Raw genomic sequence first — 25,556 nt, forward strand, 5'->3', positions numbered from 1 at the left:
TCACGTATTGCTAAGGTTAATACATGCTCCTGTTGTTAGGGAGGCAGCACCTGTTGAAGAATTACCATATCCTGTAAACAGTGATGGATTTTCATCTGGACATCCTGCTTTAAGTCCAGATGATAAAGAATTATATTTTGTATCAGACAGGAATAACGAAATGGGCAATTCAGATTTATATGTAGGGAGCATAACAGAAGCGGATGGTGTAAGTGATATAAGATCATTAGGTAATGAAATTAATACATTAGGAAGGGAAACATATCCTTTTATAGATGCTTCAGGGATATTATACTTTTCATCAGATGGACATCCAGGATTAGGAGGACTAGATGTTTTTGCCGCAGTAAAAGATGAGGCAGGTATTTATAAAGTTGTTAATTTGGGAGACGGAGTAAACTCAGCTTATGATGATTTTGCATACGGAATAGACAAGGAAACCAAAAAAGGATATTTTTCGTCAAATCGTGAAGGAAATGATAACTTATACGGTTTTACAGAAAACCGACCAGTAGATTTTTCATTTAATATAAAACCAACTATTTCAGGTACAATAAAAGATAGTATTACTAAAGCACCTATTGCAAATGTTACTATCGAAGTTTATGATGCTGATTTTAACAAAACAGCAACCTATTATACTGATACTGAAGGAAAATATTCTATTTTGCTTGAGCCATTTCAAAATCATACATTAGTATATAAGAAAGTAGGACTAATAGAAGAAACAGTGTCAATCCCTATGTTACAACAGTTAGAAAAAAGAGTGATATCTCCAGATTTGTATAATGATATGGAAGTTATTGTCGCTAATAAGAGAGTGATACTGAAAGAAGGAGACGATCTAACCAAAAAGTTAGAGCTTAATCCTATTTATTTTGACTATGAAGGTTTCCAAATAAGAGAATCGTCTAAAGCAGAGTTGGATAAAATAGTAGCGCTATTATTAGCCAGACCAAATATTTCATTACGAATAAATTCACATACAGATAGTAGGGGTAGAGATGAATTTAATCTGCGTTTATCAAAACAGAGAGCAACTGCTACAGTAGAGTATATTGTAAAAGCAGGTGTAGCAAAAGAAAGAGTTACGGGTGAAGGTTATGGAGAAACCAAATTGATTAATAAGTGTACTAATGGAGTGAAGTGTTCAGAAAAAGAGCATGAATTAAACAGACGCTCTGAATTTATTATAGTATTAAATAAATAGAATAGTTTTTTATATTTTTTGGTTTGTAGTAGAGGCTGTAAACGGACAAGCAAAATGTTCGTTTATGGCTACTGCTGTTTTTTTAGTATTATGGACCGGATTAAGATGTGTAAAAAACTATTAAAACAGATAGCTAAACTTTGCGTCTTAGTGAAAGATGTATTCGGTATAGAGTTATAAGTTTTTGATAATAAAGGAATTACGTTTGCGTGTGCATGAGAATTAAATAATTTCACTCAAAGCTGTGAAGTTGTAAAAAGTATGTCAAAACTTTGCGATTCTGCGCCTTAGCGAGAGATGTCTTACGTACGAGTTAGTAAAAAAAAATGGGATTTAAATATTATATTTATATGATAATATAATATTGTAAGTAATCAGTATATCAGAGTGTTGAAGTGATGGTTTGTTGACGTTAATTGAAAATAAAAATAATATATATGAAAGAAAGGTTGCAAAATAGAAAATCAGATAATTCAAATTTTATAGTACTATTGTTTATTATTGGTTATTTATTAATGGATTATTTACCTTCATTTGAAACAATTGAAAGATATAGTCCGCAATATTTATATCTGGCACTAGTAAATATAGCTATTGGTGTTTATTGTTATTTCAACCCAAAATTAGTATCTAAAAATCTGATTTCGATATATAGAAACAGTATCGTATTAAAAATATACGGTACGTTCTTATTACTTTGTGGAGTATCAATATTTACAGCCATCAATGTTTCGTTGGCAGTAGTTGCTTTTAGCAAGTTGCTAATTATTTTTTGTGTGTTTCTAAATTTAACGGTACTACTTTACAATCGACTTGATTTACTTTTTAAAATTGCTTTTATTGTTGGAATCAGTATGTTTATACAATCGTCTTTAATCTTCTTTGATTTTTCAAAAACATTAGATTTATCTACAATTAAAGGTAATTCGGGAAATGTCAATATACTTGCAGCCAGTTTTAATATAAAGATTCCTTTTTTAATTTTAGGAATTATACATTTTTCGAATTGGAAAAGAGCAATGTTAGTCTTAACATTATTACTGAGTATTACGATAATATTCTTAACGGGTTCACGAGCTACTTTTTTGGGTTTAGCCTTGCAGCTTGTTGTTTTTTTAGTTTTTTATTGCAAAATAAACACGATAAAAAAGGGCGAGCTTATAAAAATAGCTTGTATTATTTTACCTGCAATTATATCGTTTGTTATTTCGAATCTAATTTTTGCGAAAGTTGGAGATTCAGAGCGCTATAAGTCAGTAGGAAGTAGAATAGGACAAATAGAACTAACCAATAATCCAACAGACTTGTCGGCTAAATTGCGATTAGATTTTTGGAAAAATGCAGGCGAAATCATTTCAGAAAACCCGCTGTTGGGAGTGGGTATAGGAAATTGGAAAATTAAAAGCTTACCTTATGAAAAGACACTTGTAGATGATTCAAATGTTTCTAGTAATGCACACAATGATTTTCTAGAATTAACGGTAGAAACAGGAATCGTTAACGGACTAGTATATTTATCTCTATTTGTTTTTATTTTATGGATTTCAGTAAAGAAAATTTTGCAAGCTAAAGAAAGTGAAGTACAGCTGGTGGCCATATTTTCTTTAATGCTGCTTTCTGCTTATGGACTTGATGCATTATTGAATTTCCCGTTATATATACCAGCAGTGCAATTAGGATTTTGCTTTTTATTGGCATTAACATTGGTAAATGGAAAAGAAGTGCCGACAGTTTCAGAGTCAGAAATTAAACTTGCACCAATAGCAATTACTATTATCAGTCTTGGATGTCTTTATTTTGCGTTTTCACAATTTAAAGCATCGCAATTAGAATATAAATTTAAAGTTTATCAGACAGCTTACAGAGTAAATGATATGTTGTCAGAAACGGGACGTTTATTAGAATCTAATGATATTATTGCCAACCTGCCAACGTATCCATCGTTGAGTTTCTACTCTGAGCCTTTTGTAGAGTACGCGGGAGTATCTTTGTTTTATGAAAAGAAATATGACGAAGCATTACATTATTTTGAATTAGCACAAAAACTGAATCCATATTTAGGTAATTCAGATTGGTATATTCAAAAGATTGCTTTTAATAACGGAGATATTGATAAAGCCTTTAAATATGCCAAAATTGCTTTTTATAAAAGACCAAGAAATAAAGATTTTTATCTGTCAGCTCTTTTTATAGCCAATGAAAAAAAAGATACTTTGGAGATGCTAAAAATTCACAATCAATTTTCTAAATATCGCAAAATGCCTGAGAATTGGGTTAATACATCAAAAGCATTACAATTGTCAGGATTTAGTCATCAAAAATTACTTTCTTTTTTAGATGAAGGATTGACAGCCTTTCCAAAAGATAGCCTTTTATTAGAAAGGAAATCAAATGTATTATATGCTTTAAGAGATGATTATTTAGTTAAAGCACTGCAATTTGGAAAAGAGCAAAAATTTGATTTAGCAATCACATACTACCAAAAAGCATTAAATGAAGATCCTAAAAATGAGTCAATAATACAGAATATAGGTATTTGTTATTTTAAATTAAATGAATACAAGAAAGCCATAGAGTATTTACTAAAAATTAAAAATATAGATACTTTGAAAGATGGAAAAACAGAATATGTTTTAGGAACTTGCTACATAGCAATTCAAGATAAAGCAAAAGGATGCAAGTATTTGGGAATGTCAAAAAACAAAAATTTCCCAGCAGCTGAACAATTACTGGAACGATTTTGTAAGTAGCAGATTTAGAATAAGTTGTTGTTTCATTTTTAGTTGTAGTATTAAGTATATCAGAAAGAAAGTTGGTGTGAATTTTGTGGCTTAGCATCTTAATAAGCGTTTTATTCGAGGATAAGATTTTGGTTAAAGCCAATCAATAATTCCTCTTTTATCTTTAATTAAAGTAAAAGCCAATTCAATCTTTTCTAGCTCAGTTTTAAAAAAATACGTATTTTGCGAAAATCATTGCAAACTTTACAGTTTTTGCTTTAATTCCGGATCAAAAAACTTTTAATTTTTGTAAATCAGTCCTGATAGCTATCGGTGTAGAATCTTCTTTTTAATACAAATACAAGATATCATTCGCATAGTTGTATCACTATTATCTGTTTTTTGAATATTACAAATTCCCAAGCATTATAAGCACAGAAATGGAAAATTATTATCAAGCCTTTCTTGAGGAAAGTCAATACTAAAATCAATAGGAGATGCTTTACAGGAGTTTTTCAATTAATAATACTTAATAATTATAAACACAAGAATGAGGTTACATACTATTTTTAAACTTAAATGCCCCAAATGCTACAAAGGCAATTTATTTACAAATCAAGGACTTTTTGTAGTGAAAGAGATTCGTAAAATGAATAAAAATTGCACACATTGTAATCAGGATTTTAAAATAGAACCGAACTTTTATTCCGCAGCATCATGGATTAAATATCCAATAATACTAATAATTGTTATTCACTTAATACTTTCAGTCATAGGATTAAATACAGTATATGGATTATCGTTAAAAATTCTGATACCAATATTTATGGTTATTTGCCTTGCAATACAAGTTCCGATAATACGAATTTCCAAAGCAGTATTGATAAATTTAACTCTGAATTTTATAGGAGATAATAAAAAATCTTAATTTTTTTTAAGGTTCTAAGTTACTAAGGTACAAAGGTTCAAAGGCTGTTTAGTCTATGTGTAACTCTTTGCGATAATACTTTCGGAACTTTGTGGTTAATTTTCTAGGTAAAACAATCCCAATCTTGTCACCCTGACGTAGGAAGGACCTCATTAAGCAACTGGAGATAGTTTATAGAGCTACTTGCTCTGGTTTTGGGCGCGGATTGAAAAGATTAAAGGTACTATGTTGCAAAGAGACAAAGTTCTAATAGTTATCCGAAACTTAACATCTTTGTACCTTCTCACTACCAACTTCCTTTAAAGCCTTCTTTCAGTGCGTTATTGTATTCTTCTAAATTAAAACTATATAAGTCAGGAGCTTTATGTGCACCGCCTTTACGAGATTCATCTAATTTGGTTAAAATATCGTAACGTAATATTTTTCTATAAAAGTTACCGCGATTAAGCTTTTTATTCAAAATGATCTCGTATAATTTTTGAAGCTCGGGCATGGTGAATTTTTCAGGAAGAAGATTATAACCAATCGGATGATTGCTTAATTGCTCACGTAGAGTAACAAGAGCTTTATCTAAAATTTCTCTGTGATCCATCATAAATGGAGGTAAATCTTCGATAGATTTCCATTCGCAGGCAGTAGAGATATCATCTATATTTAGATTTACCTTAGAGTGTTCAGCAAGAGCATAATAGCCTATAGAAATAAATCGTTGTTTATTCCATAAATTATCATCGTAATCTTTAAAAACACCCTCAGAACGGTTTAAATTACCAAAGGTGTAAAATTGCTGTAGATAGATATTTTCGGTACCCGTTCTGTTTTTTAGAATTCGAATGGCGGCATCGTCAATATTTTCATCTTTTTGCACATAACCACCAGGAAGACCAAAAGCATCCTGACCTTTCATTTTGATGGTCAGTACCTGAAGAGAAGAATCTTTAAAACTGAAAATAGCACAATCAATAGAGAGTGTAGGAACATATTTTCCCCATGAAATTTCAGAATCTCTTTCTAGTATTTTTTTTAACTCCATAGATTATAATTTACGTCCAAATTTACTCTTTTGATATCTATATGTCAACTTTTAAAAAGTTTTTTGGATTATTTCTTTTTAATTAAAAAAAAAATTAAGCTCTTAAAACTTGTTATCTAACTCAGAATTCAACATTGATAAAAATTGCTACTTGAAGATTTTTCTCATTGTTTACGGGGCTTTGCGCAAACGTGATAGTTCTTTTTTTGTCTAATTTTAAAATGTAGTAATTCAACTTTTTTGTTACTTATATATGATTTATATATGCTTAAAAATCCGATTTATATAATTTTTCTTTTAATTATTTGCTAATATTAAAAAATCTAATTAATATTGCTTCTTAATGAAGCAATGAAATTTAATCCTTTATTCAATTAACTAAATAACTTATGAAAAGAATAATTATTTCAGCGATTTGTATGACAATTTTTCCAGCTTTTGAAGGATTTTCACAAGAGGAAAAAAAGATGCGAAAAGCTACAGATACCACAAAAACAAAAATTGTAGAAACCGACACTAAAGAAGAAAAAAACAGGAATGTGATGTTAAATGCGGCAAATAATACAGGGCCGCGTGATGTTAATATAGGATTACCAACAACAGTAGGAGGAATCACTATTCAGGAAAATGATTTACCAGTAGTTTATTATTTCTGGCCAGAGTTACCAAACAGAACATGGAGACAAAGCAATAGTTTAGGACGAACAGGTTTGCTAAAAATTGGAGAAGCAGCAATTACAACAGGCGATTTAGGATTTACTGTTAATTCCTATACGAGATTAGGAACAGATAAATTAGAAATAAGCGGTAACTTTTCGGGATCAAGTTTCGGATGGAAGAAAGGAGACTTAAATGTTGCAGGACCATTAAGTAAAGGTTGGTCGTATACAATGGGAGCCTATGCTAATTTTGATCCGAATTCATTTGATTTGAAATTTGCTAACTATTCAGATAGGACTCAAATTTACCGAGCAGGAATAACTAAGAAATTTAACAATGGAAAAGGTGAAATCAGCTTTTTGTATAAATATGCCAACTCAGCATCTTTAAGTAATTATGCTGTTTTTGAATATAAAGAAGGAGGAAAAGTAGAGGAGTATAATGGCTTTAGAATAGGAAGAGATTCCTATATCGTAAACGATGGAACTTTCATGTTTAAAGATATACTTACAGGAGAGTCAAAAAAAGCAGATATGGGAGGAAGTGATGCTGCATCAACCTCACATACATTTGATTTACTAGGGAATTATGACTTAGCTAATGATTGGAAGTTTAATTTCTCGACTCGTTTTCGTTATGCAAAAGCATCACAATTAGTAACAATACCATTAAGTATTTTTGAAGCTACAGCAGCAGATAATTTTACCTATCAGGCTACAGGGCAGCCATACGTAGGTAATGTGAACTCAATGCTTGCAATGTACACAGATGGAACACCAACAACTACTTTTTTATCACGATTTGAAATAAAAAAGAATGTTGATAATCACAAATGGAGATTTGGGTTAATGGAATACTATTATAATGTAGATGAGTTTACATCAAGCCGTTCGTTTTTTAATCAGACAGTAAGTGCAAACCCAGATAAATTAGTGCGTAATACTCCAGGAGGAACAGCAAATACAGATGCAAGTGGATTTTACAACTATAATGTAGGAGGAGAGTATCATAATGGTTTTGAGAATAAACTTTCAGCTTATTTTTCAGATAACTGGACAATATCAGATCGTTTAACAGTAGCATATGGTGTAAATTTGAGATATCACAAATTAAAAGGAGATTATTATCAAACACCAAGAACACCAAATCTTGTATTTGATCCAAGTCAGAAAACATATTTTGATAATAACTGGTTTCATTTAGGAGGATCGATAAATACAGTTTATAAAGTAATAAAAAGTGCTGGAATCTTAGCTGATTTTACTTATACCGAAAACAATGGACAATTAGAAAGTTATTCAGGAGCGGCAGAGCCTAATTTGGCAAAAACCAAAAGTCCATTAGGAGCATTTGGAGTATATTTTAATCAGGATAAGTTTAGTATTGTTTCACAGGCAACTTATCTAACAAGGAATAATTATCAAGCAAGACTAAATTTAGTAAATCCAACAAACTCAAGCCAGTCAGAAGTGGCAACAGTTTTTTATGACATACAAACCTTGGGTTGGACTACAGATATTGTGGCAACACCATTTGAAGGATTTAATCTTCATTAACTTGATCACGTTCCAGGATTCAGTTTATAAAAATTATAATTTTTCAGCTTTTGGAAACAACTATTGATATAATGACAAAAATGTATTAGAAATATCAAAAGTATTGATGGAAATTGATCCAAGTTATACGTATAAAGATTTTAAAGTATGGGCAAGCTTCCGTTATTTCAGCAAGCAATATGCAAATCAAACAAATGCATTATACTTTGCACCAAGATGGGAAACATTTGGAGGAGAAACTATAAAATCAATAACCATTTCGATATCGGACTTACGGCAGTAAACTTCTTAAATCAAACGGGAGCGAAAGGAACAATAAACGGAGCTGAATTAATTACAGATGCTTCACCATATTACGACAAATTATTGGTAGGATCATACATTCGACCATTTACATTAGAAGCGTCATTAAATTTCAGATTTTAAAAAGTATAGTAAATAAAAAAACAGTCATAACGATAAGTTTAGCTTTCTTTTTAAGCGTAACGATACATGCTCAGCAGGAAAATTTCACAATTGTTAAAAATAATAAAGGAGGGAGATTTAGGATATTCTCCTGAATCTGGAATAAAAATTTTAACAATAAATGGAAAAAAATTCAAGGATTTAAATAAAAACGGAAAATTAGATAAATACGAAGATTGGCGACTTTCGGCAGATGAGCGTGCCAAAGATTTAGCATCTAAAATGACCGTAGAACAAATTGCAGGACTGATGTTGTATAGCCGTCATCAATCATTGCCAGCAGGAGTTTCGGGATATAATTTAGGTACTTATAACGGAAAAATTTTTCCAGAAAGTAATGCCAAAGCTTATGATTTGACAGACCAGCAAAAAGCATTTTTACAAGAAGATAATCTGCGACATGTTTTAATTACCAATGTAGAAAGCCCAGAAGTAGCTGCTTTATGGAACAATAAGATGCAGGCATTTGTAGAAGGAATAGGATTAGGAATTCCGAGTAATACCAGTACCGATCCGCGACATTTAGCAACTGTAACTTCAGAGTTTAATGCAGGAGCAGGTGGAACAATCTCGATATGGCCAGATGGTTTAGGAATGGCAGCAACCTTTGATCCAAAAATTGTAGAACAGTTTGGTCAAATAGCAGCCAAAGAATATCGTGCATTAGGAATTGCAACAGCCTTGTCTCCACAAATAGATTTAGGAACAGAACCAAGGTGGTATAGAATTTCAATGACATTTGGCGAAAGCCCATCATTAACAAGAGATATGGGGCGAGCCTATATTGATGGATTTCAAACATCTTATGGGAAAGATGAAATAAAAGATGGTTGGGGATATAAGAGTGTGAATGCCATGGTAAAACACTGGCCGAGCGGTGGAGCCGAAGAAGGTGGACGTGATGGCCACTGGGCTTATGGGAAATTTGCAGTATATCCAGGGAATAATTTGCAACAACACATAGATCCTTTTGTAAATGGAGCATTTAAATTAAAAGGGAAAACCAGCAAAGCATCAGCTGTAATGCCATATTACACTATTACTTTTGATCAGGATAAAAAATACAACGAAAATGTAGCCAATGGATATAGCAAATATATCATTACCGATTTATTAAGAGATAAATACGGTTACGATGGAGTAGTTTGTACTGATTGGTTAATTACTGGAGATGAAGGAAAAACACCAAATGTTTTTGCAGGAAAACCTTGGGGAGTAGAAAATCTTTCGATTGTAGACAGACATTACAAAGCGATCATAGCAGGTGTAGATCAATTTGGAGGGAATAATGACAAAAAACCTGTCATAGCAGCTTATGAAATAGGAATCAAAGAATATGGAGAACCATTTATGAGAGCCCGTTTTGAAAGATCAGCAGTTCGATTATTAAAGAATATTTTTAGAGTAGGACTTTTTGAAAATCCATATTTGAATATAGCCGAAACAAAAGAAGTTGTTGGAAATTCAAAGTTTATGGAAGCAGGATATGATGCACAATTAAAATCGATTGTATTATTGAAAAATAAGTCATCAATTCTTCCATTAAAAGTAAAGAAAACAGTTTTTATTCCTAAAATCTATACCGCTTCTAAGAAAGACTGGTGGGGAGTAGGAAGCATGCCAAAATTAGAATACCCAGTAAATTTAGAATTAGTAAAAAAATACTATAATGTTACAGACGAACCTTCAAAAGCAGATTTCGCAATTGTTTTTGTAACAAGTCCACAAAGTTTAGAAGATGGGTATGATTTAAATGACAGAATTAATGGAAGCAATGGTTATGTTCCAATTTCTTTGCAATACGGAACGTATACTGCAACAACAGCAAGAGCTAAAAGTATAGCAGCAGGAGATCAGGTTATTGATCCAACTATTACAGATAGAACTTATAAAAATAAAACGGTTACTGTAGCCAATACAATGGATTTGAGAACCATCTTGGATACAAAAGATATGATGGGGGGTAAACCTGTTATAGTTTCAGTAACAGCTTCTAAACCGATGATTTTTAATGAGTTTGAAAATCAAGTTGACGGAATTGTTTTGAATTTTGGAGTATCAGCACAAGCTGTTTTAGATATAATATCTGGAAAAACAGAGCCATCAGGTTTATTGCCAGTTCAGATGCCAGCTAATATGGAAACTGTTGAAAAACAATTTGAAGATGTCCCATTTGATATGGTTTCGCATAAAGACAGTGAAGGAAATGTTTATGATTTTGCTTATGGGTTAAACTGGAGAGGAGTTATAAAAGACGCTAGAACCAGCACATATAAGAAAGAGTAGCATGTATTAAAATAGCTTATATTAAGAGCATAAAGTAAAGTTAGTTGTAAAAAAACCAGTGAAGTTAAGTTCACTGGTTTTTTTATGCATTATAAAAAATGCAATTCAATTTTAAAATGATTCATTATTTGATTCTAATTCAAATAATTGCACTTGATTTTTAAGCCTTTCAATTACCAAATTCATCATTCTTTTATTCAGGCTGGAAGAATTTAGAATATAAGATTGATATTCATCCAATGTAAAAAGAGCGATTACCATACCTTTTAATGAATTTCGGAATTTAATGTCTTTTTGAATGGCATTTTCAATTACCGAAAGTTTCTTTTCAACGGTATAAGAATAAAAATCAGTTTTGTTTTTATTGACATAATTTATAAAAACGGCAACTAATAAATCATTTTGGAGTTTTAAAATCGGCCGAAGTACTTCATTTTGAAATAATTCATCTGCAGAAGATTGAGCGTTTACAGTGCCTAAAGTTGGTCCTCGGAATTCTTGTAAAAAAGTATCTCGCTGGCTCATGTTTTTATTCTAAAATTAAAAAAAATAATGATACTAAAATGTTATTTTTGTTACTAATAAATTAACAATTATGAGATTTCATACTCGAAAATGGGTTAAACCCGAAGATCTAAATCCAAACGGAACGTTATTTGGAGGGCAATTACTGGCATGGATAGATGAAGAGTTGGCTTTATATACAATTATTCAGTTAGAAAATTATAGAGTAGTAACCAAACATATGTCGGAAATTAATTTTAAAAGTTCGGCTAGACAAGGGGATATCGTAGAAATTGGAATAGATGTAGTTAAATTTGGACATACTTCGTTAGTATTGAAAAGTGAAGTAAGAAACATGATGACTAGAGAAACTATTATTACAATAGATACTATTACAATGGTTAATTTAGGAGAAGATGGGAAACCGAAGGCACACGGAAAAACGAAGATAGAATATGTAAAAGACCGTTTGTAGCTATTAAATTAAATAAAGAAGAACCATATAAGTTATGTAAGTTCATTTAAGCAAGGCTTATTTTTCTTATATAACTTATATGGTTTAAGAATTGCATTTTGAGTATTTACTCTAAATGACCAATCTTTGATGGTAATTCGAATATTTCAAGATCAAAATAGGCTACAGAAGCTATAACATGATCAAAGATATCGGCCATTATGTATTCGTAATTTGCCCAACGTTTATCACTCGAAAAAGTATAAATTTCTAAAGGAACTCCATGAGCAGTCGATTGTAATTGGCGGCACATCATATGCATATCTTTATTTAATCCAGGATGGTTTATCATATATTGGATGATATATTTTCTGAACAAACCAAGATTAGTCATATTGCGACCATTTAAAGCCAAAAATTTATCTACGCCATGTATTGCGTTAAACTTATCTATTTCTGCCTGACGAGATTCAATGTAAGGAGTAATGAGTTGAATTTTTTTCATCAGAGCCAAATCTTCATCAGTTAAAAAACGGATTGTACTCGTTTTAATTAAAATATGTCGTTTGATACGGCGTCCATTTGATTTTTGCATACCTCGCCAGTTTTGGAACGAGTCTGAACTCAATGCATAAGTTGGAATGGTAGTAATCGTATTGTCAAAATTTCTAACTTTTACAGTAGTAAGATTAATTTCGATAACATCACCGTCAGCACCAAATTTCTCCATTGTAATCCAGTCGCCAATACGAACCATATCGTTTATAGCAACCTGAACACTAGATACGAAACCAAGGATAGTATCTCTGAAAATTAAAATAATAATTGCCGAAAGAGTTCCTAAAATGGTTAATAATTCACCTTGCTTGATTCCGAACAATTTAGAAATAATAATAACTACTCCAAATATCCAGAGAACCATCATAACAACCTGGATAAAACTATCGATAGGCTTATCGCTGTATTCAGGTTTTTGTTTTAAGTAATCTTTAAGTGAATTAAAAACAGTTCGGATAATCCATAACAATAATAAAACGATATAAACACCAACAATTTTACCGAAAATCAATTCCCAATATTCGTATTTATCCAAAATTATCGGAACAGCTTTATAGATAAAGAAAAACGGAATTAAATAAGCAGTATATTTAGTAGTTTTATTATTGATTAAAAAATCATCAAACTTGGTTTTTGTCTTTTGAGCAAAAATTGCAGTAAGAGTAACTAAAACAAATTTAGCTATATAATATACAGCATAAGCCATTATAATTAATATAGCAATATTTAAAATAAGACTGAGATAAGCAGCAATATTGCGGCTCATGCCCCAGTCTCTAAAAAGAGGGTATAAGAAGTTAAATATTTTCTCCAAAAACTTAAGCATTTTTTAGGTATTTATACTCAACGTAAAAAGTACCAAACGGAATTACAGAAGCAATTAAGATTAACATGAAAGTTTTAAAATCCCATTTTTGAGCACTTTTTAATAAAATAGCTAATAAAACATATGCCACAAATAGTAAACCATGACTCATTCCGATAGGGAATAATAAAGTTTTATATAAAGGAAAGTTTGTAGGCTTAATAAAAAGCATGTTAGAGAATAAAACCAAGTATGAAATTCCTTCTAAAATCGCGGTAATCTTAAAAATCTTGAGCATTTAATTATTTTTTTAAATTATTAACGGTAAAATTAATGATTCTGCTTGATTTTTAGGGTATCGAAAGAGAAAGTAATTTACTTTTACAATCTTAAACTTTGATAATGAGTAAACGCGATTTAAAAAAATATTTAAACGATCTTACTAATGAACAATTAGAAGAGCAGTTAATCGAATTGTACGAGAAATTTGCCCCAGTAAAAGTCTATTACGATTTTGTGTTCAATCCAAAAGAAGAGACACTGTTGCAGGAATGCAAATTAAAAATTTCGAATGAATATTTTCCAATTAAAGCAAAAGCATCAAGACGACGTACAAAACCAAAAATGCGCCGCTCAGTAGCTCAAAAATATATCAAGCATTTTATACTTCTAGGTGTTGACCCGTTTGTTATTGCCGATGTTATGCTTTATAATATCGAAATCGCGCAAACCTACTCATCAGAAAACCCCATAAAGCAAGAACTTTTTTACAAAAGCATGTTTAATTCATTTGAACAAGCAGTAAATTTTATAATTTCTAACGGAATTTTAGCGGATTTTAAATCTAGAATAAATCAAATTTATGAGGAAACTATTACCCAAAAATGGAAAAATGAGCCTGATTTTGAAGTAATTTTGAATAAAATGACTTTTTAGAACCCACCCCATAATTAAATAATCGAGAACTTTTCCTTTTATTTTAAGATAAAAAAGACAATATAACTGTTTTTTAGGTGTATTTTTGCAAAAACCAATAAAATACAATGTCTCAAAACACTTTAGAAATAGAAAGAGAAGAAAAAAAAGAACTTTATGCATATCAAAAAGGCGATATTGATGCCATTTTTGATCGTTTAGATAATGGTTCAGCACAACATCATTTGTTGTATCAACTGCCTACTGGTGGGGGGAAAACAGTGGTTTTCTCTGAAATCGTACGCCGTTACTTATCGCAACATGAGAAAAAAGTAGTAGTCTTAACACACAGAATTGAACTTTGTAAGCAAACTTCAAAAATGTTAAAAGGTTTTGGTGTTAAAAATAAGATTATCAATAGTAAGGTAAAAGAATTATTGGATCAGAACGAGTATTCTTGTTTTGTAGCCATGGTTGAAACATTAAAAAACCGTATTAATGACGAAAAATTACATTTAGATAATATTGGTTTAGTAATTATCGATGAAGCACATTACAATTCATTTCGAAAATTATTAAGCTCGTTCAAAAATGCATTTATATTAGGAGTAACAGCAACACCGTTAAGTTCGAATATTAAATTGCCAATGCATGAAAGTTATGATGAATTAATTGTAGGAGACACAATTGGTTCATTAATCGAAAAAGGCTTTTTGGCAAGAGCAACAACTTATAGTTATGATGTAGGTTTAACATCATTAAAAGTAGGTATCAATGGAGATTACACTGTAAAATCTTCAGATGATTTATATACAAATACAATCATGCAAGAAAAATTATTGCATGCCTATACCGAAAGATCACTCGGTAAGAAAACCCTAATTTTCAATAATGGTATTCATACATCATTATATGTATACGAAACATTTAGAGAAGCAGGATATGATATTCGCCACCTAGATAATACAAGTAGTAACGAAGAACGAAAAGATATCTTACAATGGTTCAAGAAAACCCCAGATGCTATTTTAACATCAGTAGGTATCTTAACTACAGGTTTTGATGAGCCTACGGTAGAAACTATTATATTAAACAGAGCGACAAAATCATTGACATTATATTACCAAATGATTGGTCGTGGTTCAAGAAAATTACCTAATAAAGACGAATTTACAGTTATTGATCTAGGAAATAATGCAGCTCGTTTTGGATTATGGAGTGAGCCAGTAAACTGGCAGCATATTTTTAAATCACCAGAATTTTATTTAGAGAATTTACGTGATGATACTGAAATCGAATTGTATTTTAAATACAGTATGCCACCTGAGTTGCGTGCGAAATTCAGTAAAACAGCCGATGTAACTTTTGATGTTGATGAAGAACATAAGCTTGTTATTGCCCAAAATTTACGTTCAAAAGTAGTTTTGGATAAATCATTAGAGCAACATGCAGCAATGTGTGTAGATAATTCAGAAACACTACAAGAAGCTAAAGCATTAGGAAAAGAACTAGAAGATGATATTGATTGTCGTATTAAACGATATTCAAAATGTTTAAGTCAATGTAGCAAGAATTACCGCGAATGGCTTATAGACGATTATAAATTGAAGCTGGTGTTATTAACAGGTAAAAAATACCGTGAAAAAATAATGAACGAACCAGATTGATATTCTTTTGAGTCTTAAAGCCGAAAGTCTTAAACTCAAAAGTATCACTTTGAATAAAAGTTATAATAGTTTGTCACTCTGAGCGGAGTCGAAGAGTAAGGAGCTATCCCGATAGCTATCGGGACCTGCTGTACACTATATCTTTTATTTTTTTAAAGAAAAAAAATAAAAGGATGCCGTTACCATCAGGGCTAGGAGTTTCGTAGTTATAAAAAAAATAAACCATTAAGAGATTAAGAAAAATTAAGCCAAGTCTAAATGAAACTTAATCCCTTAATGGTAAAATAAAAAATTCAGTGCAAACTGATTCAACGCCAGATTTGAGAAAAGAATCCTTTTAATCTGTGGCAAGAAAACAAAAGAATAAACTATATAAGAGATAAAGCTTAATTTTTCTTAATCTCTTAATGGTAAATTAAAGTATAGTTAGAAATTTTTAAATCTTTAAATTTTTCAATTTTAAATAAATTAAGACAATGTCAAAACAATTTTCAGATTTAGGAATTTCAGCACCAATACTAAAAGCGCTAAGCGAATTAAATATTAGTACTCCAACCGAAATTCAGCAGAAAGCTATTCCGCTAATTTTAGCTAATAATACTGATGTAGTAGGTTTGGCCAAAACAGGAACAGGAAAAACAGCAGCCTTTGGATTACCATTGCTACAGTTAATAAATCCTGAAATACCTACAGTTCAAGCAGTGATTTTAGTTCCAACAAGAGAATTAGGACATCAGATATTTAAAAATTTAGAAGATTTTTCAAAATACCTGCCACAAGTTTCTATAGCAGCAACTTGCGGAGGAATTCCAATAAAACCACAAATAGAGCGCCTTACACAACCTACACATATAGTAGTTGCAACACCAGGACGTTTAATCGATTTAATTCAGCGTAAAGCAATCAATCTAAAAGAGACACAGTATCTTATATTGGATGAAGCCGACGAAATGGTTTCAATCTTAAAAGAAAGTCTAGATGAAATTGTAGCCGAATTACCAAAAAAACATACAACACTTTTATTCTCAGCAACATTACCAGGAACAATCAAGCAATTGATTCAGAATTACTTATCTAAAAATGTAATTCAGGTAAGTGCCGACATGGAAACAGTAGGGAATCAAGGAATTGACCATGAATATATAGTCGTTGACCCGATTGAAAAACTAGATGTTTTAATGCATTTTTTGAATTCAAGAGATGGAGAACGCGGAATCATTTTTTGTAAAACAAAAGCCGCTGTAAACAAGCTAGCCAAAAATTTAGCGATTAATCGTTTTTCGTCAGGAGCATTGCACGGTAGCTTGTCGCAAGGAATCCGTGATAGAATCATGGAGCAATTTCGTGAAGGACATATAAATATCTTAGTTGCTACAGATTTGGCAGCTAGAGGAATAGATGTTAAAGAAATTTCATATGTAGTAAATTATCATTTGCCAGATGCTTACGAAGCTTATGTACACCGTAGCGGAAGAACAGCCAGAGCAGGAGCAAAGGGATTGTCACTTACTGTTTTACAACCAGAAGAAGTAGTTGAAATAGCTGATTTCGAAAAAGAATTAGGAATTAAATTCACAGAGTTTAAAAAACCATCAGTTGCAAGCTTAGAAGAGAATAATACACTTTTGTGGGCAAAACAAATTTTTAAAACTAAACCTAATCATGACGTTTCAACAGATTTAAAAACAAAAGTAAAGACAGTTTTTCATCATTTAACGAAAGATGAACTGATCGAAAAGTTGTTGGCCAATTATATCTTGCAAAACAAACCAGAGGCAGTTGAAAAACCTGTTAAAAAATTCAAAAAGTAACTATTGATGAGTGTGTAACTGTTAATATATGTTGTACTTTTATATGGTATTTTTTATAAAACCTATTTAATAGACAGCATATATGAAGATAGTAATCATAGGAGGCGGTTTTGCAGGAATAAATCTAGCGAAAGAGCTTGTAAATCAGCCACAAATACAAGTAACACTTGTAGATAAAAATAACTATAACTTTTTCCCACCACTTATATATCAGGTAGCGACTGCTTTTCTAGAACCATCAAGTATTAGCTATCCATTTAGGAAATTTTTTGCAGGCAAAAAAAACCTGCAATTTAGATTGGGAGAGCTGCAACAAGTAGTTCCATCCGAAAATAAAGTAATCCTTAATAACGGAGAATTGCCATACGATTATTTGGTGTTTGCAACAGGTGCTGAAACCAGTTATTTTGGAATGGAGAATGTAATGAAAAACGCCATTCCGATGAAAACGCTAAACGACGCCATCGTAATGCGTAACACGTTGCTTAAGAATCTTGAGAAAGCTACTATTACCAAAGATATTCGTAAACGTCGTAAACTATTAACGATTGTTGTAGCCGGAGGTGGGCCAACAGGAGTAGAAGTTTCGGGAATGTTTGCCGAAATGCGTAAAAACATTTTATTAAAAGAATATCCAGAATTAGATACTTCAGCAAGTAATGTTTACTTAGTTGATGGGGGAGATGCGTTATTGGCACCAATGAGCAAAGCTTCACAGGAAGATACACTCAAAGCACTTACTGATTTAGGAGTAGTAGTAAAGCTAAATAATCGCGTTACCGATTATGTAGATGATATAGTACATTTTTCAAACGGAGAAACCATTCATACCAAAAACCTAATTTGGGCAGCGGGAGTTTCGGCAAAAGCTTTTGATGGTATTCCGATGGAAAGTTATGGACGTGGCAAACGTATGGCGACCGATGCTTATAATAAAGTAAATGGTATGCAGAATATTTATGCTATCGGCGATACATCTATCATGGATACCGATCCTGCTTTTCCAAATGGACACCCACAAGTAGCACAAGTAGCAATTCAGCAGGGAGTAAACTTAGCTAAAAACTTTAAAGCAATTGTTCAAAATAAACCGATTAAGCCTTTTATATATCTAGACAAAGGATCTATGGCAATTATTGGTAAAAATAAGGCAGTCGTAGATTTGCCAAAACCAAAATGGCATTTTAATGGATTCTTAGCTTGGGCAATTTGGTTATTTATACATCTTGTTTCTTTAATAACCTATCGCAATCGCTTAAGTACATTTTATAACTGGATGGTAGCCTATTTTGCAAAAGATCAATCACTGCGCATGATTATCAGACCAGATAAAAAACAGGCAATAAATTAAATTGCGCTTTCAATAAAGATTACGATTAAGTAGTTTATACATAAAAAGGTTTTTCTTAGAGTGATCTATAGAAAAACCTTTTATTTTTTTAGCTTTTTACAAGTCATACATAATACAACAGTTTTGAATATCTAATAAAACCTCAGAATATTTGGTTTTATTACCTCAGAGTATCAGCTCCTCAAGAAAGCTAAGTATAACCTTAGTAACTTAGAACTTCAAAAAGAACTAATGAATCATTCCAGCTTCGTCATTGTTAGAAATAGTAACTTTTTCTTTTATAAAGCGCTTACCAATATTTAAAATAATAAAAGCAGTAATTGTAGTAGTTGTCATAATAGCCACCATCGGAATGATAGAATTTTTCACAAAAACACCAACGGCAAAAGAGGCTATTGCACCTAAACCAAGCTGAATTGCACCCATTAATGCTGATGCGCTTCCTGCATTTTTGGCAAAAGGAGCCATAGTAAGGCCAGCAGTATTAGGGTTTGAAATTCCTAGGCAAGCCAAATAAATAAACAACATACCAATTGTTTCATACAAACCAAGAAGGTTGTTTATTGCCAGAATCAAAAAAACAATACTAATTACAGATTGAGTAATCAAAGCACCAAAAATCATTTGTTCACTAGAAAATTTTCTTAATAAAAAAGAATTCAGTTGACTAGCACCAATAAAACTCAAAGACATAAAGGCAAAAATCCAACCATATATTTTAGCATCAACTTCAAAAATATCCATAAAAACGATAGGAGAGGAGGCAACATAAGTAAATAAACCAGAAAAAGAGACAGCACCAGTAAAGGCATAAGTAAAAAACTGAGGTTCTTTTACAACTTTAAGGAAGTTTGTAATGATAGGTTTAGGTTTTAACGAAATAGATGTATCAGGTTTATGTGTGTTGGGTAAACCAATTTGTGAAGCTATTAAAATCACGATTCCCATGCACATTAATATAAAGAAAACAGTATGCCAGCCGTAATCAGAAGTTACGTAGCCACCAATAGTTGGAGCAAGCATTGGCGAAAGACCAACAACAAGCATAAGCATAGAAAAGACTTTAGGAATATCTTTTACAGGAAAAAGATCACGAACCATTGCAACAGAAGCAACAGTTGCTGCACAGCTACCAACGGCTTGTAAAAAACGCAAACCAATAAAAGCATCAATATCAGTAACAAAAACACAACCTAAAGAAGCTAAAATGTAAACCATTAGACCTACAAACAAAGGCTTTTTTCTTCCAAATCGATCTAGTAAAGGCCCGTAAAGCAATTGTCCAGCCGAAATACCTATAAAATAACTAGATAAACTCATCGAAACTTTTGCAACAGTAGTATTTAAATCTCTAGCAATTCCAGAGAAGCCAGGTAGGTACATATCGATAGAAAAAGGACCAAGAGCAGTTAAAGAGCCTAAAATAAGGATTAATTTGATATATTTTTTTGTAGTCATTTATTTAAAAAATATTATTTTTATTTCAATGCAAAGATAAATATTTCGTACCTTGTTAATTCATTAAAGAAATTTTTAGTGAAAAATCTAATTTTTTAACAAGTTAGCTTTGTAAAGGGCTATAATTACTAATTTAAAATTATTCAATTATGAAAAGATGTGCCTTATTATTACTTTTAGTTACTACAGTTTCTTTTTCTCAAACAGTTACTTCCAAGATTGAGCCGGTAAGTATTGAACAGTATGAATTTATTAAAAAAGTTAACGAATTTTATCCTGACATTCCACTTACTAAACAAATTACTAATTTTTACAGCGATGATAAAATCATTGACTCAAGACAAGAATTTGATTTAAGAGGAACACCATTCTCAGCATATAGCTTAGCAGTTGGTCCTTATAACAAAACAATCAAGTTTGATTACACTACAAAAACTGATGGAAGAACTCATGGTGGTATTTCTCTTTTTAAAGGAGATGTCATAAAAACAGTATATTACGAGGACAAAAATCAATACGAAGTTTTTATAAATGGTAAATCAGTTTACTTAAAGAAATATTAATGCTACAAGCGAGTATATTTAAAGCCATCTTAGAAATAGGATGGCTTTTTTTGTTTTGTAGAGTTTATAATTATTAAATATAGTGCGAATAATTTTACTTTGTCTATTGCCATAAAAGAATAAATAATTGTACCTTAAAATTTTGCTTTGCTTATTTCAGTAAATTTGATACTTAGAAAATCTATAACGATGGAAAGATCAAACAATGCTCAAATCTCTTTATATAAAGAATTTGAGGAACTTATGCAAATTGCAAAATTTATTACTGGATATGATTGTGAAATAGGGAATTCAAATAGGGATTTATCTATTGAAGAATTTATTGAAAGAGAAAATTTGCAGAAAGATAAAGTTTTTTACTTTATAAGGATTGATACTTATAATATTACTGATAGTAAAGAAGAGAAGAGTTTAGATGCATTTAATGAGTTTTTTAAACGAAATTATAGTTTGTTCAGTGACAGGTTATACTTTGAAAGTCCTTATGATGCACTAGAAAAGCTTAAAATAGCATGGGATAATTGGAACAACCATTATTCAACTGACCTTAAAAATAAATTATTAGAAGAATATAAGATATATTAAAAAAAAATAAGCCTTTGTAAATCAATACAAAGGCTTATCTATTATATAGTCATTAAAATATTGTTGAAAAATATGAATTCTTAAGATTTTATTTGTTTTCAATCAATTTTTCTAGTTGTCAACATCATTTCATCTTTTTCTTTAAGCATACGCTCATAAAGGACGATTTTTTCGTCGTAAGCTGAATAATTTTATCAATGGGATTGAATGCACAATCTACATAATTTGCATTGTTGTTTAAAGTTCCATTACCATGTTAGCGCCTTCATAATTGTTTTGCAATATTTACAATAGCTTGCTCCTCATCAAAGTTTTCGATAGCTTCTACAGGAATTCTCGAGTAATTGCGATACTTGTTCTAGAAATATTGATTTCTATAGTTTCCTTTTGTTCTAGTAGTGATATTTTTTGTTGGTTCCAGTCGTCTCCAAGTTCAAATGCAAGTGCTTCTTGCTTTATGCCTAGCATTTCACGGAAACGTTTTAGATTGCGACCTTGATGTTTTTTGCGGTTTGGAGTTGTAGTATCTGTCATGTGGCGAATATAATTCTTTTTAGGAAGGTAAATTACGGAAATTTCTGTTATTAACAGATAAGTTGATATAATAAGTTGTGTATAATACATTTTTGAGTGTAGGTTACAATTTATCGATGAAGGTACTTTGTTCAAAATAAACATATTATGAGCACTAAAAAAGTCCTTTTAAAAAGACAAATGACCTTTTGCAGTAAGACTTTCTATCGTGAAAATGGCAAAATAGTACGGTTTCCAACCTTAACATTAACGGGTAAATGGCTGAAAGAAAGCGGTTTTACGATCGGTCAAGTTGTTGATATTCAATATGAAAAAACGCAACTCATAATTACAGTAGCCGAAAACCAGAGATTCGAGCTAAAAGATTAATATATTATGTCAAATAGAAATATAGTAAAATGATATTATGATTGAAAAAATAAAAAATATAAACTTAATTTAAACGGCTGATTTCTTTGTGGTTTTGCGCTTAGCAAGACTAATTAGATGTAGAAAATTTACTCAAAAATATTCCATTAAGACTATATAGTTTTAAGGGAATTTCAAGAGATTTAATTTTTCATTAAATGAAATTACAAGTTTAGTTTTTCTGTATAATCAAGTATTCGCTAATTATAATTTGTTTATTGAAAGCTTATGAATCAATTTTTATAAACGCCAGCCAATTATTTTTTGAGATGTTTTAATTCATCTTTTTGGTTTCTTTTACAAAGATTCTAATTGCACGAGGTTTAATTATATCAAACTTTTTTAAATAAGATTTAGAATATCGTAAATACGGACAGCTTACAGCTGTATTTTGTATTATATTATTTTGACCTATAATTTATACTATGAAACGCAGAACGTCCAAGAAGATGTTAACAACTTTATTAACAACACATTTAACCCCTATTTTGTAGAAATCGAAAGATACAAAAAAAATAAGGACATAAAAAAACCCCGTTTTATTGGGGCTTATTTATTGATTTCCTTTAAATCTATTCAACCGAAGCTACTGAATAAGTAAGTATCTGAGAAAGAGCTAATGAATAAGCTGACAATATAGGAGCATCCCAAACCGACAATTGTTCTTTATATTTTTTCTCTAAATCACCATTTCCAATTGGCATACACAAATAATATTTATTGCCCCAAACACGAGAGTGAGCAATAACCATTATACAAGATGTTTTTTTAGTTTTATCATTAGTTAGAGACTGAAAAAGAAAATCATAATTAGTATCTGTATAATGGTAAACCTCGTTTAAAGAATAACCCTTTTTAAAATCCAATCCCTTAGCAATTGTTTCCGCATAACCTTTAGTAACATAATTATATTCCTCTAAAGTAGTTTGAGAATACGAGAAAGAAAAAGTTAAAAGCAATAATAAAGTAATTTTTTTCATTTAGTTTAATTTGTGAGTTTATAGTTATTAAATATTTTCAAATATAATGCCAATAATTTTAATTTCACTTTGTCAATTGCTATAAAAGAATAAATAATTATACCTTAATTTTTTTTTTAAGTATATTCGTTAATAATTAACAAAAAAAAAATATGAAAGAAATTACATTCGGTTCAGTAAGGATTAGAGGAACACAGGAAGAAATAAAAATGACTTTTTTTTTAAACCACGTAACAGCAGTATTACCTGCGGGTAACACTTCAGAAGATACAAGTCATTCTTTAGTTAGATTAAGCTGTGGGTTAGAGATTATCATAGGTGTCAATAACGAGGAAGTACTTAAAGCTTTTGAAAGCGTCTACTAGAGTTAACTAAACAAGCCTTTGTATTAATACAAAGGCTTATCTATTATATAGACATTAGAGTACTGTCTAGCAATATAATTACCTGTTTTTCGATTGTAAATATTAATGTAGTGATAATCAAATCCGACATTTTTACACCAGTTATGCAGATAATATATTGATTTACAAAACTCAACTTTTATAGGTCTTATACTTTTATCTTTATTAAAGATTGTACAGCTGTAAGGCGTTGGTGTAGTATTAGCCATAAATAGTACTGACTTGTATCTCTATTTCATGCATGATATTTTTGATTTTAAAACCTCCATTAACACAAACAAATGTCGAAATGTCAAACTCCGCTTTTTTGATAACACTTGTACTTACATCAATGTAATCAATATAAAGCCAAAATTCATTCGTTCTTATATCTGTAAATATAAAAACATTAAGACCGTAAGGGTAGGAGGTTTTAGTCGTTGTCATTTTTACATAGAAATCTCCAAACTGGACAATATTACCGTTATTCTGAACAGGAAAAGCACTAACTAAATCATAACCATTTCGGATATAATTAGGAGTATCTCCCTGAAATGCAATAGTATCAATATGAGTTGCATTTTTGTACGTATTATGAATAGATGTATAAAACTTATTATCGGATTGAATCGTTGCAAGCTTGAGCATAGAATATACTCTACCATCGTATGCATAACCCGAACCTTGTGTAAATCGACCATCTAATCGAAATTGAGGTAATTTATATTCTTTTAAATAATGTAGTGGTTTTTTCTGAAAATCACTAAAATTTGAAATTTGAATACCAGTACCTTGAGTAAAAGGAATGTCAAGAATTATCTCCGTGTAAGGTGTAGCAAAATAATTTTCAGGAATTACATTTAAATCGACATTGCCTATGTCATTAATAACTGATAACATAGGTAAACTATCGTAGTTTTTTAGCAAAACACCATTTACACGTTTACTTTGAACATACAAGGACAGAACAAAAAAAGGTGTTTCAATGCCGTTTAAAATAAACCCACCTCCTTCACTATCATAATAAACTTCTTTAACCTTGACAGCGTAAGCATCATCAATATATTGTATAAAATTCATATTGTTTTAATTAAATAAAGGAACTTTCTTTAAGTCCGAGGTTGATAAATATTTTTTTAAATCTGCTTTTAAATTGCGCCTTGTAATAACATAATAACAACCAATAACCAAAGGAACAGTAGACGCCTGTTTAACTTTTAACAACTCGTTTATAGTCTCTTTTTCATTTTCGAAATTCGACATAGGTTCAGTAACCCAAGTGTACCAAGGAGCATCTTTTGTTTGTTTATTTGTACCTAACCACACAGCCAAAGACTCTGCTATATTATGAACCTCTTTACGAGGTGTAATCTTGGTTAGCTCAATTTCTTTAGTAACTGGATTAGCCATTGCAATTTTTAAATCATTTTCCGCCATTTCAAGCTGTCTTTCCTGAGCATCCTGTGTAAATTTTTCATACCATTTTTTTAATAATGGATAACACAGAATTATACCAGTTATAATAATCCAGTACTTTTGCAGAAAATCAAAGAGCCAAACTGTATTGGCTTGACTCTTTGTTCTATTTGTTATCTCTCTTTGAGCCATCGCTTATTTTTTCTTGAATAATTTATAAGCTAAAAATCCCGCTAAAGCGACTATTACAACATTTGCAACAGTTTTATTGTTTGCGTAAAAAAGTTTGATTTTATCTAACATCTT

The 25,556-nt window shown here is 31.0% G+C and carries 23 protein-coding genes and 1 pseudogene; 15 read left to right on the forward strand and 9 right to left on the reverse strand.

What is annotated here, in order from left to right:
- The 3 genes from AC1RYN_RS17555 to AC1RYN_RS17565 form a co-directional block, all read left to right on the forward strand.
- Positions 1 to 1,210, forward strand: a 1,210-nt coding sequence (locus tag AC1RYN_RS17555; protein WP_481807971.1) for an OmpA family protein, incomplete at its 5' end; no start/stop codon positions are given.
- Between the two features lie 437 nt (positions 1,211 to 1,647).
- Positions 1,648 to 3,960 (forward strand): O-antigen ligase family protein, encoded by a 2,313-nt coding sequence (locus tag AC1RYN_RS17560; protein ID WP_481807972.1) that lies wholly within the window; start codon positions 1,648 to 1,650, stop codon positions 3,958 to 3,960.
- Positions 3,961 to 4,579: 619 nt separating this feature from the next.
- Positions 4,580 to 4,858 carry a DUF983 domain-containing protein gene (locus tag AC1RYN_RS17565; protein WP_481807973.1) on the forward strand — a complete coding sequence of 93 codons (279 nt, stop codon included), beginning with the start codon at positions 4,580 to 4,582 and terminating at the stop codon, positions 4,856 to 4,858.
- Between the two features lie 286 nt (positions 4,859 to 5,144).
- Here the strand turns inward: AC1RYN_RS17565 and AC1RYN_RS17570 are convergent, their stop codons facing one another.
- The gene (locus AC1RYN_RS17570) at positions 5,145 to 5,891 is read right to left on the reverse strand and encodes an NUDIX hydrolase (RefSeq protein WP_481807974.1); all 747 of its coding nucleotides are present in this window, start codon (positions 5,889 to 5,891) and stop codon (positions 5,145 to 5,147) included.
- A 389-nt stretch (positions 5,892 to 6,280) separates the two neighbouring features.
- On the opposite strand from AC1RYN_RS17570, the gene AC1RYN_RS17575 reads away from it, so the two are divergent.
- From AC1RYN_RS17575 to AC1RYN_RS17585, 3 genes are all read left to right on the forward strand, one after another.
- On the forward strand, positions 6,281 to 8,107 hold the full coding sequence (locus tag AC1RYN_RS17575; RefSeq protein ID WP_481807975.1) for a TonB-dependent receptor: 1,827 nt from the start codon (positions 6,281 to 6,283) through the stop codon (positions 8,105 to 8,107).
- 216 nt (positions 8,108 to 8,323) lie between these two features.
- Positions 8,324 to 8,533 carry a hypothetical protein gene (locus AC1RYN_RS17580; RefSeq protein WP_481807976.1) on the forward strand — a complete coding sequence of 70 codons (210 nt, stop codon included), beginning with the start codon at positions 8,324 to 8,326 and terminating at the stop codon, positions 8,531 to 8,533.
- A 90-nt stretch (positions 8,534 to 8,623) separates the two neighbouring features.
- On the forward strand, positions 8,624 to 10,858 hold the full coding sequence (locus tag AC1RYN_RS17585; RefSeq protein ID WP_481807977.1) for a glycoside hydrolase family 3 protein: 2,235 nt from the start codon (positions 8,624 to 8,626) through the stop codon (positions 10,856 to 10,858).
- Between the two features lie 111 nt (positions 10,859 to 10,969).
- On the opposite strand, the gene AC1RYN_RS17590 is transcribed toward AC1RYN_RS17585, so the two are convergent.
- Positions 10,970 to 11,383, reverse strand: coding sequence for a glyoxalase (locus tag AC1RYN_RS17590; RefSeq protein WP_481807978.1), 414 nt, complete (start codon positions 11,381 to 11,383; stop codon positions 10,970 to 10,972).
- A gap of 70 nt (positions 11,384 to 11,453) precedes the next feature.
- Between AC1RYN_RS17590 and AC1RYN_RS17595 the strand changes: the two genes are divergently transcribed.
- The gene (locus AC1RYN_RS17595) at positions 11,454 to 11,837 is read left to right on the forward strand and encodes an acyl-CoA thioesterase (RefSeq protein WP_481807979.1); all 384 of its coding nucleotides are present in this window, start codon (positions 11,454 to 11,456) and stop codon (positions 11,835 to 11,837) included.
- 106 nt (positions 11,838 to 11,943) lie between these two features.
- Here AC1RYN_RS17595 and AC1RYN_RS17600 read toward each other — a convergent pair whose 3' ends face one another.
- Complete coding sequence (locus AC1RYN_RS17600) at positions 11,944 to 13,200, reverse strand: mechanosensitive ion channel family protein (RefSeq protein WP_481807980.1); 1,257 nt, start codon at positions 13,198 to 13,200, stop codon at positions 11,944 to 11,946.
- Positions 13,193 to 13,477, reverse strand: a complete 285-nt coding sequence (locus tag AC1RYN_RS17605; RefSeq protein WP_481807981.1) for a DUF3817 domain-containing protein — start codon at positions 13,475 to 13,477, stop codon at positions 13,193 to 13,195. Before AC1RYN_RS17605 ends, AC1RYN_RS17600 begins: the two co-directional genes overlap by 8 nt.
- A 104-nt stretch (positions 13,478 to 13,581) precedes the next feature.
- On the opposite strand from AC1RYN_RS17605, the gene AC1RYN_RS17610 reads away from it, so the two are divergent.
- The 4 genes from AC1RYN_RS17610 (at position 13,582) to AC1RYN_RS17625 (ending at position 18,923) form a co-directional block, all read left to right on the forward strand.
- On the forward strand, positions 13,582 to 14,115 hold the full coding sequence (locus AC1RYN_RS17610; RefSeq protein ID WP_481807982.1) for a DUF6155 family protein: 534 nt from the start codon (positions 13,582 to 13,584) through the stop codon (positions 14,113 to 14,115).
- Positions 14,116 to 14,222: 107 nt separating this feature from the next.
- Positions 14,223 to 15,761 (forward strand): DEAD/DEAH box helicase, encoded by a 1,539-nt coding sequence (locus AC1RYN_RS17615; protein WP_481807983.1) that lies wholly within the window; start codon positions 14,223 to 14,225, stop codon positions 15,759 to 15,761.
- 476 nt (positions 15,762 to 16,237) lie between these two features.
- Positions 16,238 to 17,572: a DEAD/DEAH box helicase gene (locus AC1RYN_RS17620; protein ID WP_481807984.1), complete on the forward strand. Its 1,335-nt coding sequence runs from the start codon at positions 16,238 to 16,240 to the stop codon at positions 17,570 to 17,572.
- 82 nt (positions 17,573 to 17,654) lie between these two features.
- Positions 17,655 to 18,923 carry an NAD(P)/FAD-dependent oxidoreductase gene (locus AC1RYN_RS17625; protein WP_481807985.1) on the forward strand — a complete coding sequence of 423 codons (1,269 nt, stop codon included), beginning with the start codon at positions 17,655 to 17,657 and terminating at the stop codon, positions 18,921 to 18,923.
- A gap of 228 nt (positions 18,924 to 19,151) precedes the next feature.
- On the opposite strand, the gene AC1RYN_RS17630 is transcribed toward AC1RYN_RS17625, so the two are convergent.
- Complete coding sequence (locus tag AC1RYN_RS17630; RefSeq protein ID WP_481807986.1) at positions 19,152 to 20,381, reverse strand: multidrug effflux MFS transporter; 1,230 nt, start codon at positions 20,379 to 20,381, stop codon at positions 19,152 to 19,154.
- A gap of 149 nt (positions 20,382 to 20,530) precedes the next feature.
- On the opposite strand from AC1RYN_RS17630, the gene AC1RYN_RS17635 reads away from it, so the two are divergent.
- Positions 20,531 to 20,944: a hypothetical protein gene (locus AC1RYN_RS17635; protein WP_481807987.1), complete on the forward strand. Its 414-nt coding sequence runs from the start codon at positions 20,531 to 20,533 to the stop codon at positions 20,942 to 20,944.
- Positions 20,945 to 21,133: 189 nt separating this feature from the next.
- The gene (locus tag AC1RYN_RS17640; RefSeq protein ID WP_481807988.1) at positions 21,134 to 21,529 is read left to right on the forward strand and encodes a hypothetical protein; all 396 of its coding nucleotides are present in this window, start codon (positions 21,134 to 21,136) and stop codon (positions 21,527 to 21,529) included.
- 88 nt (positions 21,530 to 21,617) lie between these two features.
- On the opposite strand, the pseudogene AC1RYN_RS17645 reads toward AC1RYN_RS17640, so the two are convergent.
- Positions 21,618 to 22,063: pseudogene (locus AC1RYN_RS17645) on the reverse strand (helix-turn-helix transcriptional regulator).
- Between the two features lie 147 nt (positions 22,064 to 22,210).
- Here AC1RYN_RS17645 and AC1RYN_RS17650 point away from each other — a divergent pair.
- Entirely contained in the window at positions 22,211 to 22,432 is a 222-nt protein-coding gene (locus AC1RYN_RS17650; protein WP_481807989.1) for a SymE family type I addiction module toxin, read from the forward strand.
- Positions 22,433 to 23,043: 611 nt separating this feature from the next.
- On the opposite strand, the gene AC1RYN_RS17655 is transcribed toward AC1RYN_RS17650, so the two are convergent.
- On the reverse strand, positions 23,044 to 23,451 hold the full coding sequence (locus tag AC1RYN_RS17655) for a hypothetical protein (protein WP_481807990.1): 408 nt from the start codon (positions 23,449 to 23,451) through the stop codon (positions 23,044 to 23,046).
- A 152-nt stretch (positions 23,452 to 23,603) separates the two neighbouring features.
- Between AC1RYN_RS17655 and AC1RYN_RS17660 the strand changes: the two genes are divergently transcribed.
- On the forward strand, positions 23,604 to 23,816 hold the full coding sequence (locus tag AC1RYN_RS17660) for a hypothetical protein (protein WP_481807991.1): 213 nt from the start codon (positions 23,604 to 23,606) through the stop codon (positions 23,814 to 23,816).
- Between the two features lie 240 nt (positions 23,817 to 24,056).
- Here AC1RYN_RS17660 and AC1RYN_RS17665 read toward each other — a convergent pair whose 3' ends face one another.
- Entirely contained in the window at positions 24,057 to 24,914 is an 858-nt protein-coding gene (locus AC1RYN_RS17665; protein WP_481807992.1) for a hypothetical protein, read from the reverse strand.
- Between the two features lie 6 nt (positions 24,915 to 24,920).
- Positions 24,921 to 25,442 (reverse strand): hypothetical protein, encoded by a 522-nt coding sequence (locus tag AC1RYN_RS17670; RefSeq protein ID WP_481807993.1) that lies wholly within the window; start codon positions 25,440 to 25,442, stop codon positions 24,921 to 24,923.
- Positions 25,443 to 25,556: the final 114 nt, after the last annotated feature.

This window comes from Flavobacterium sp. TC780, from assembly GCF_056783245.1.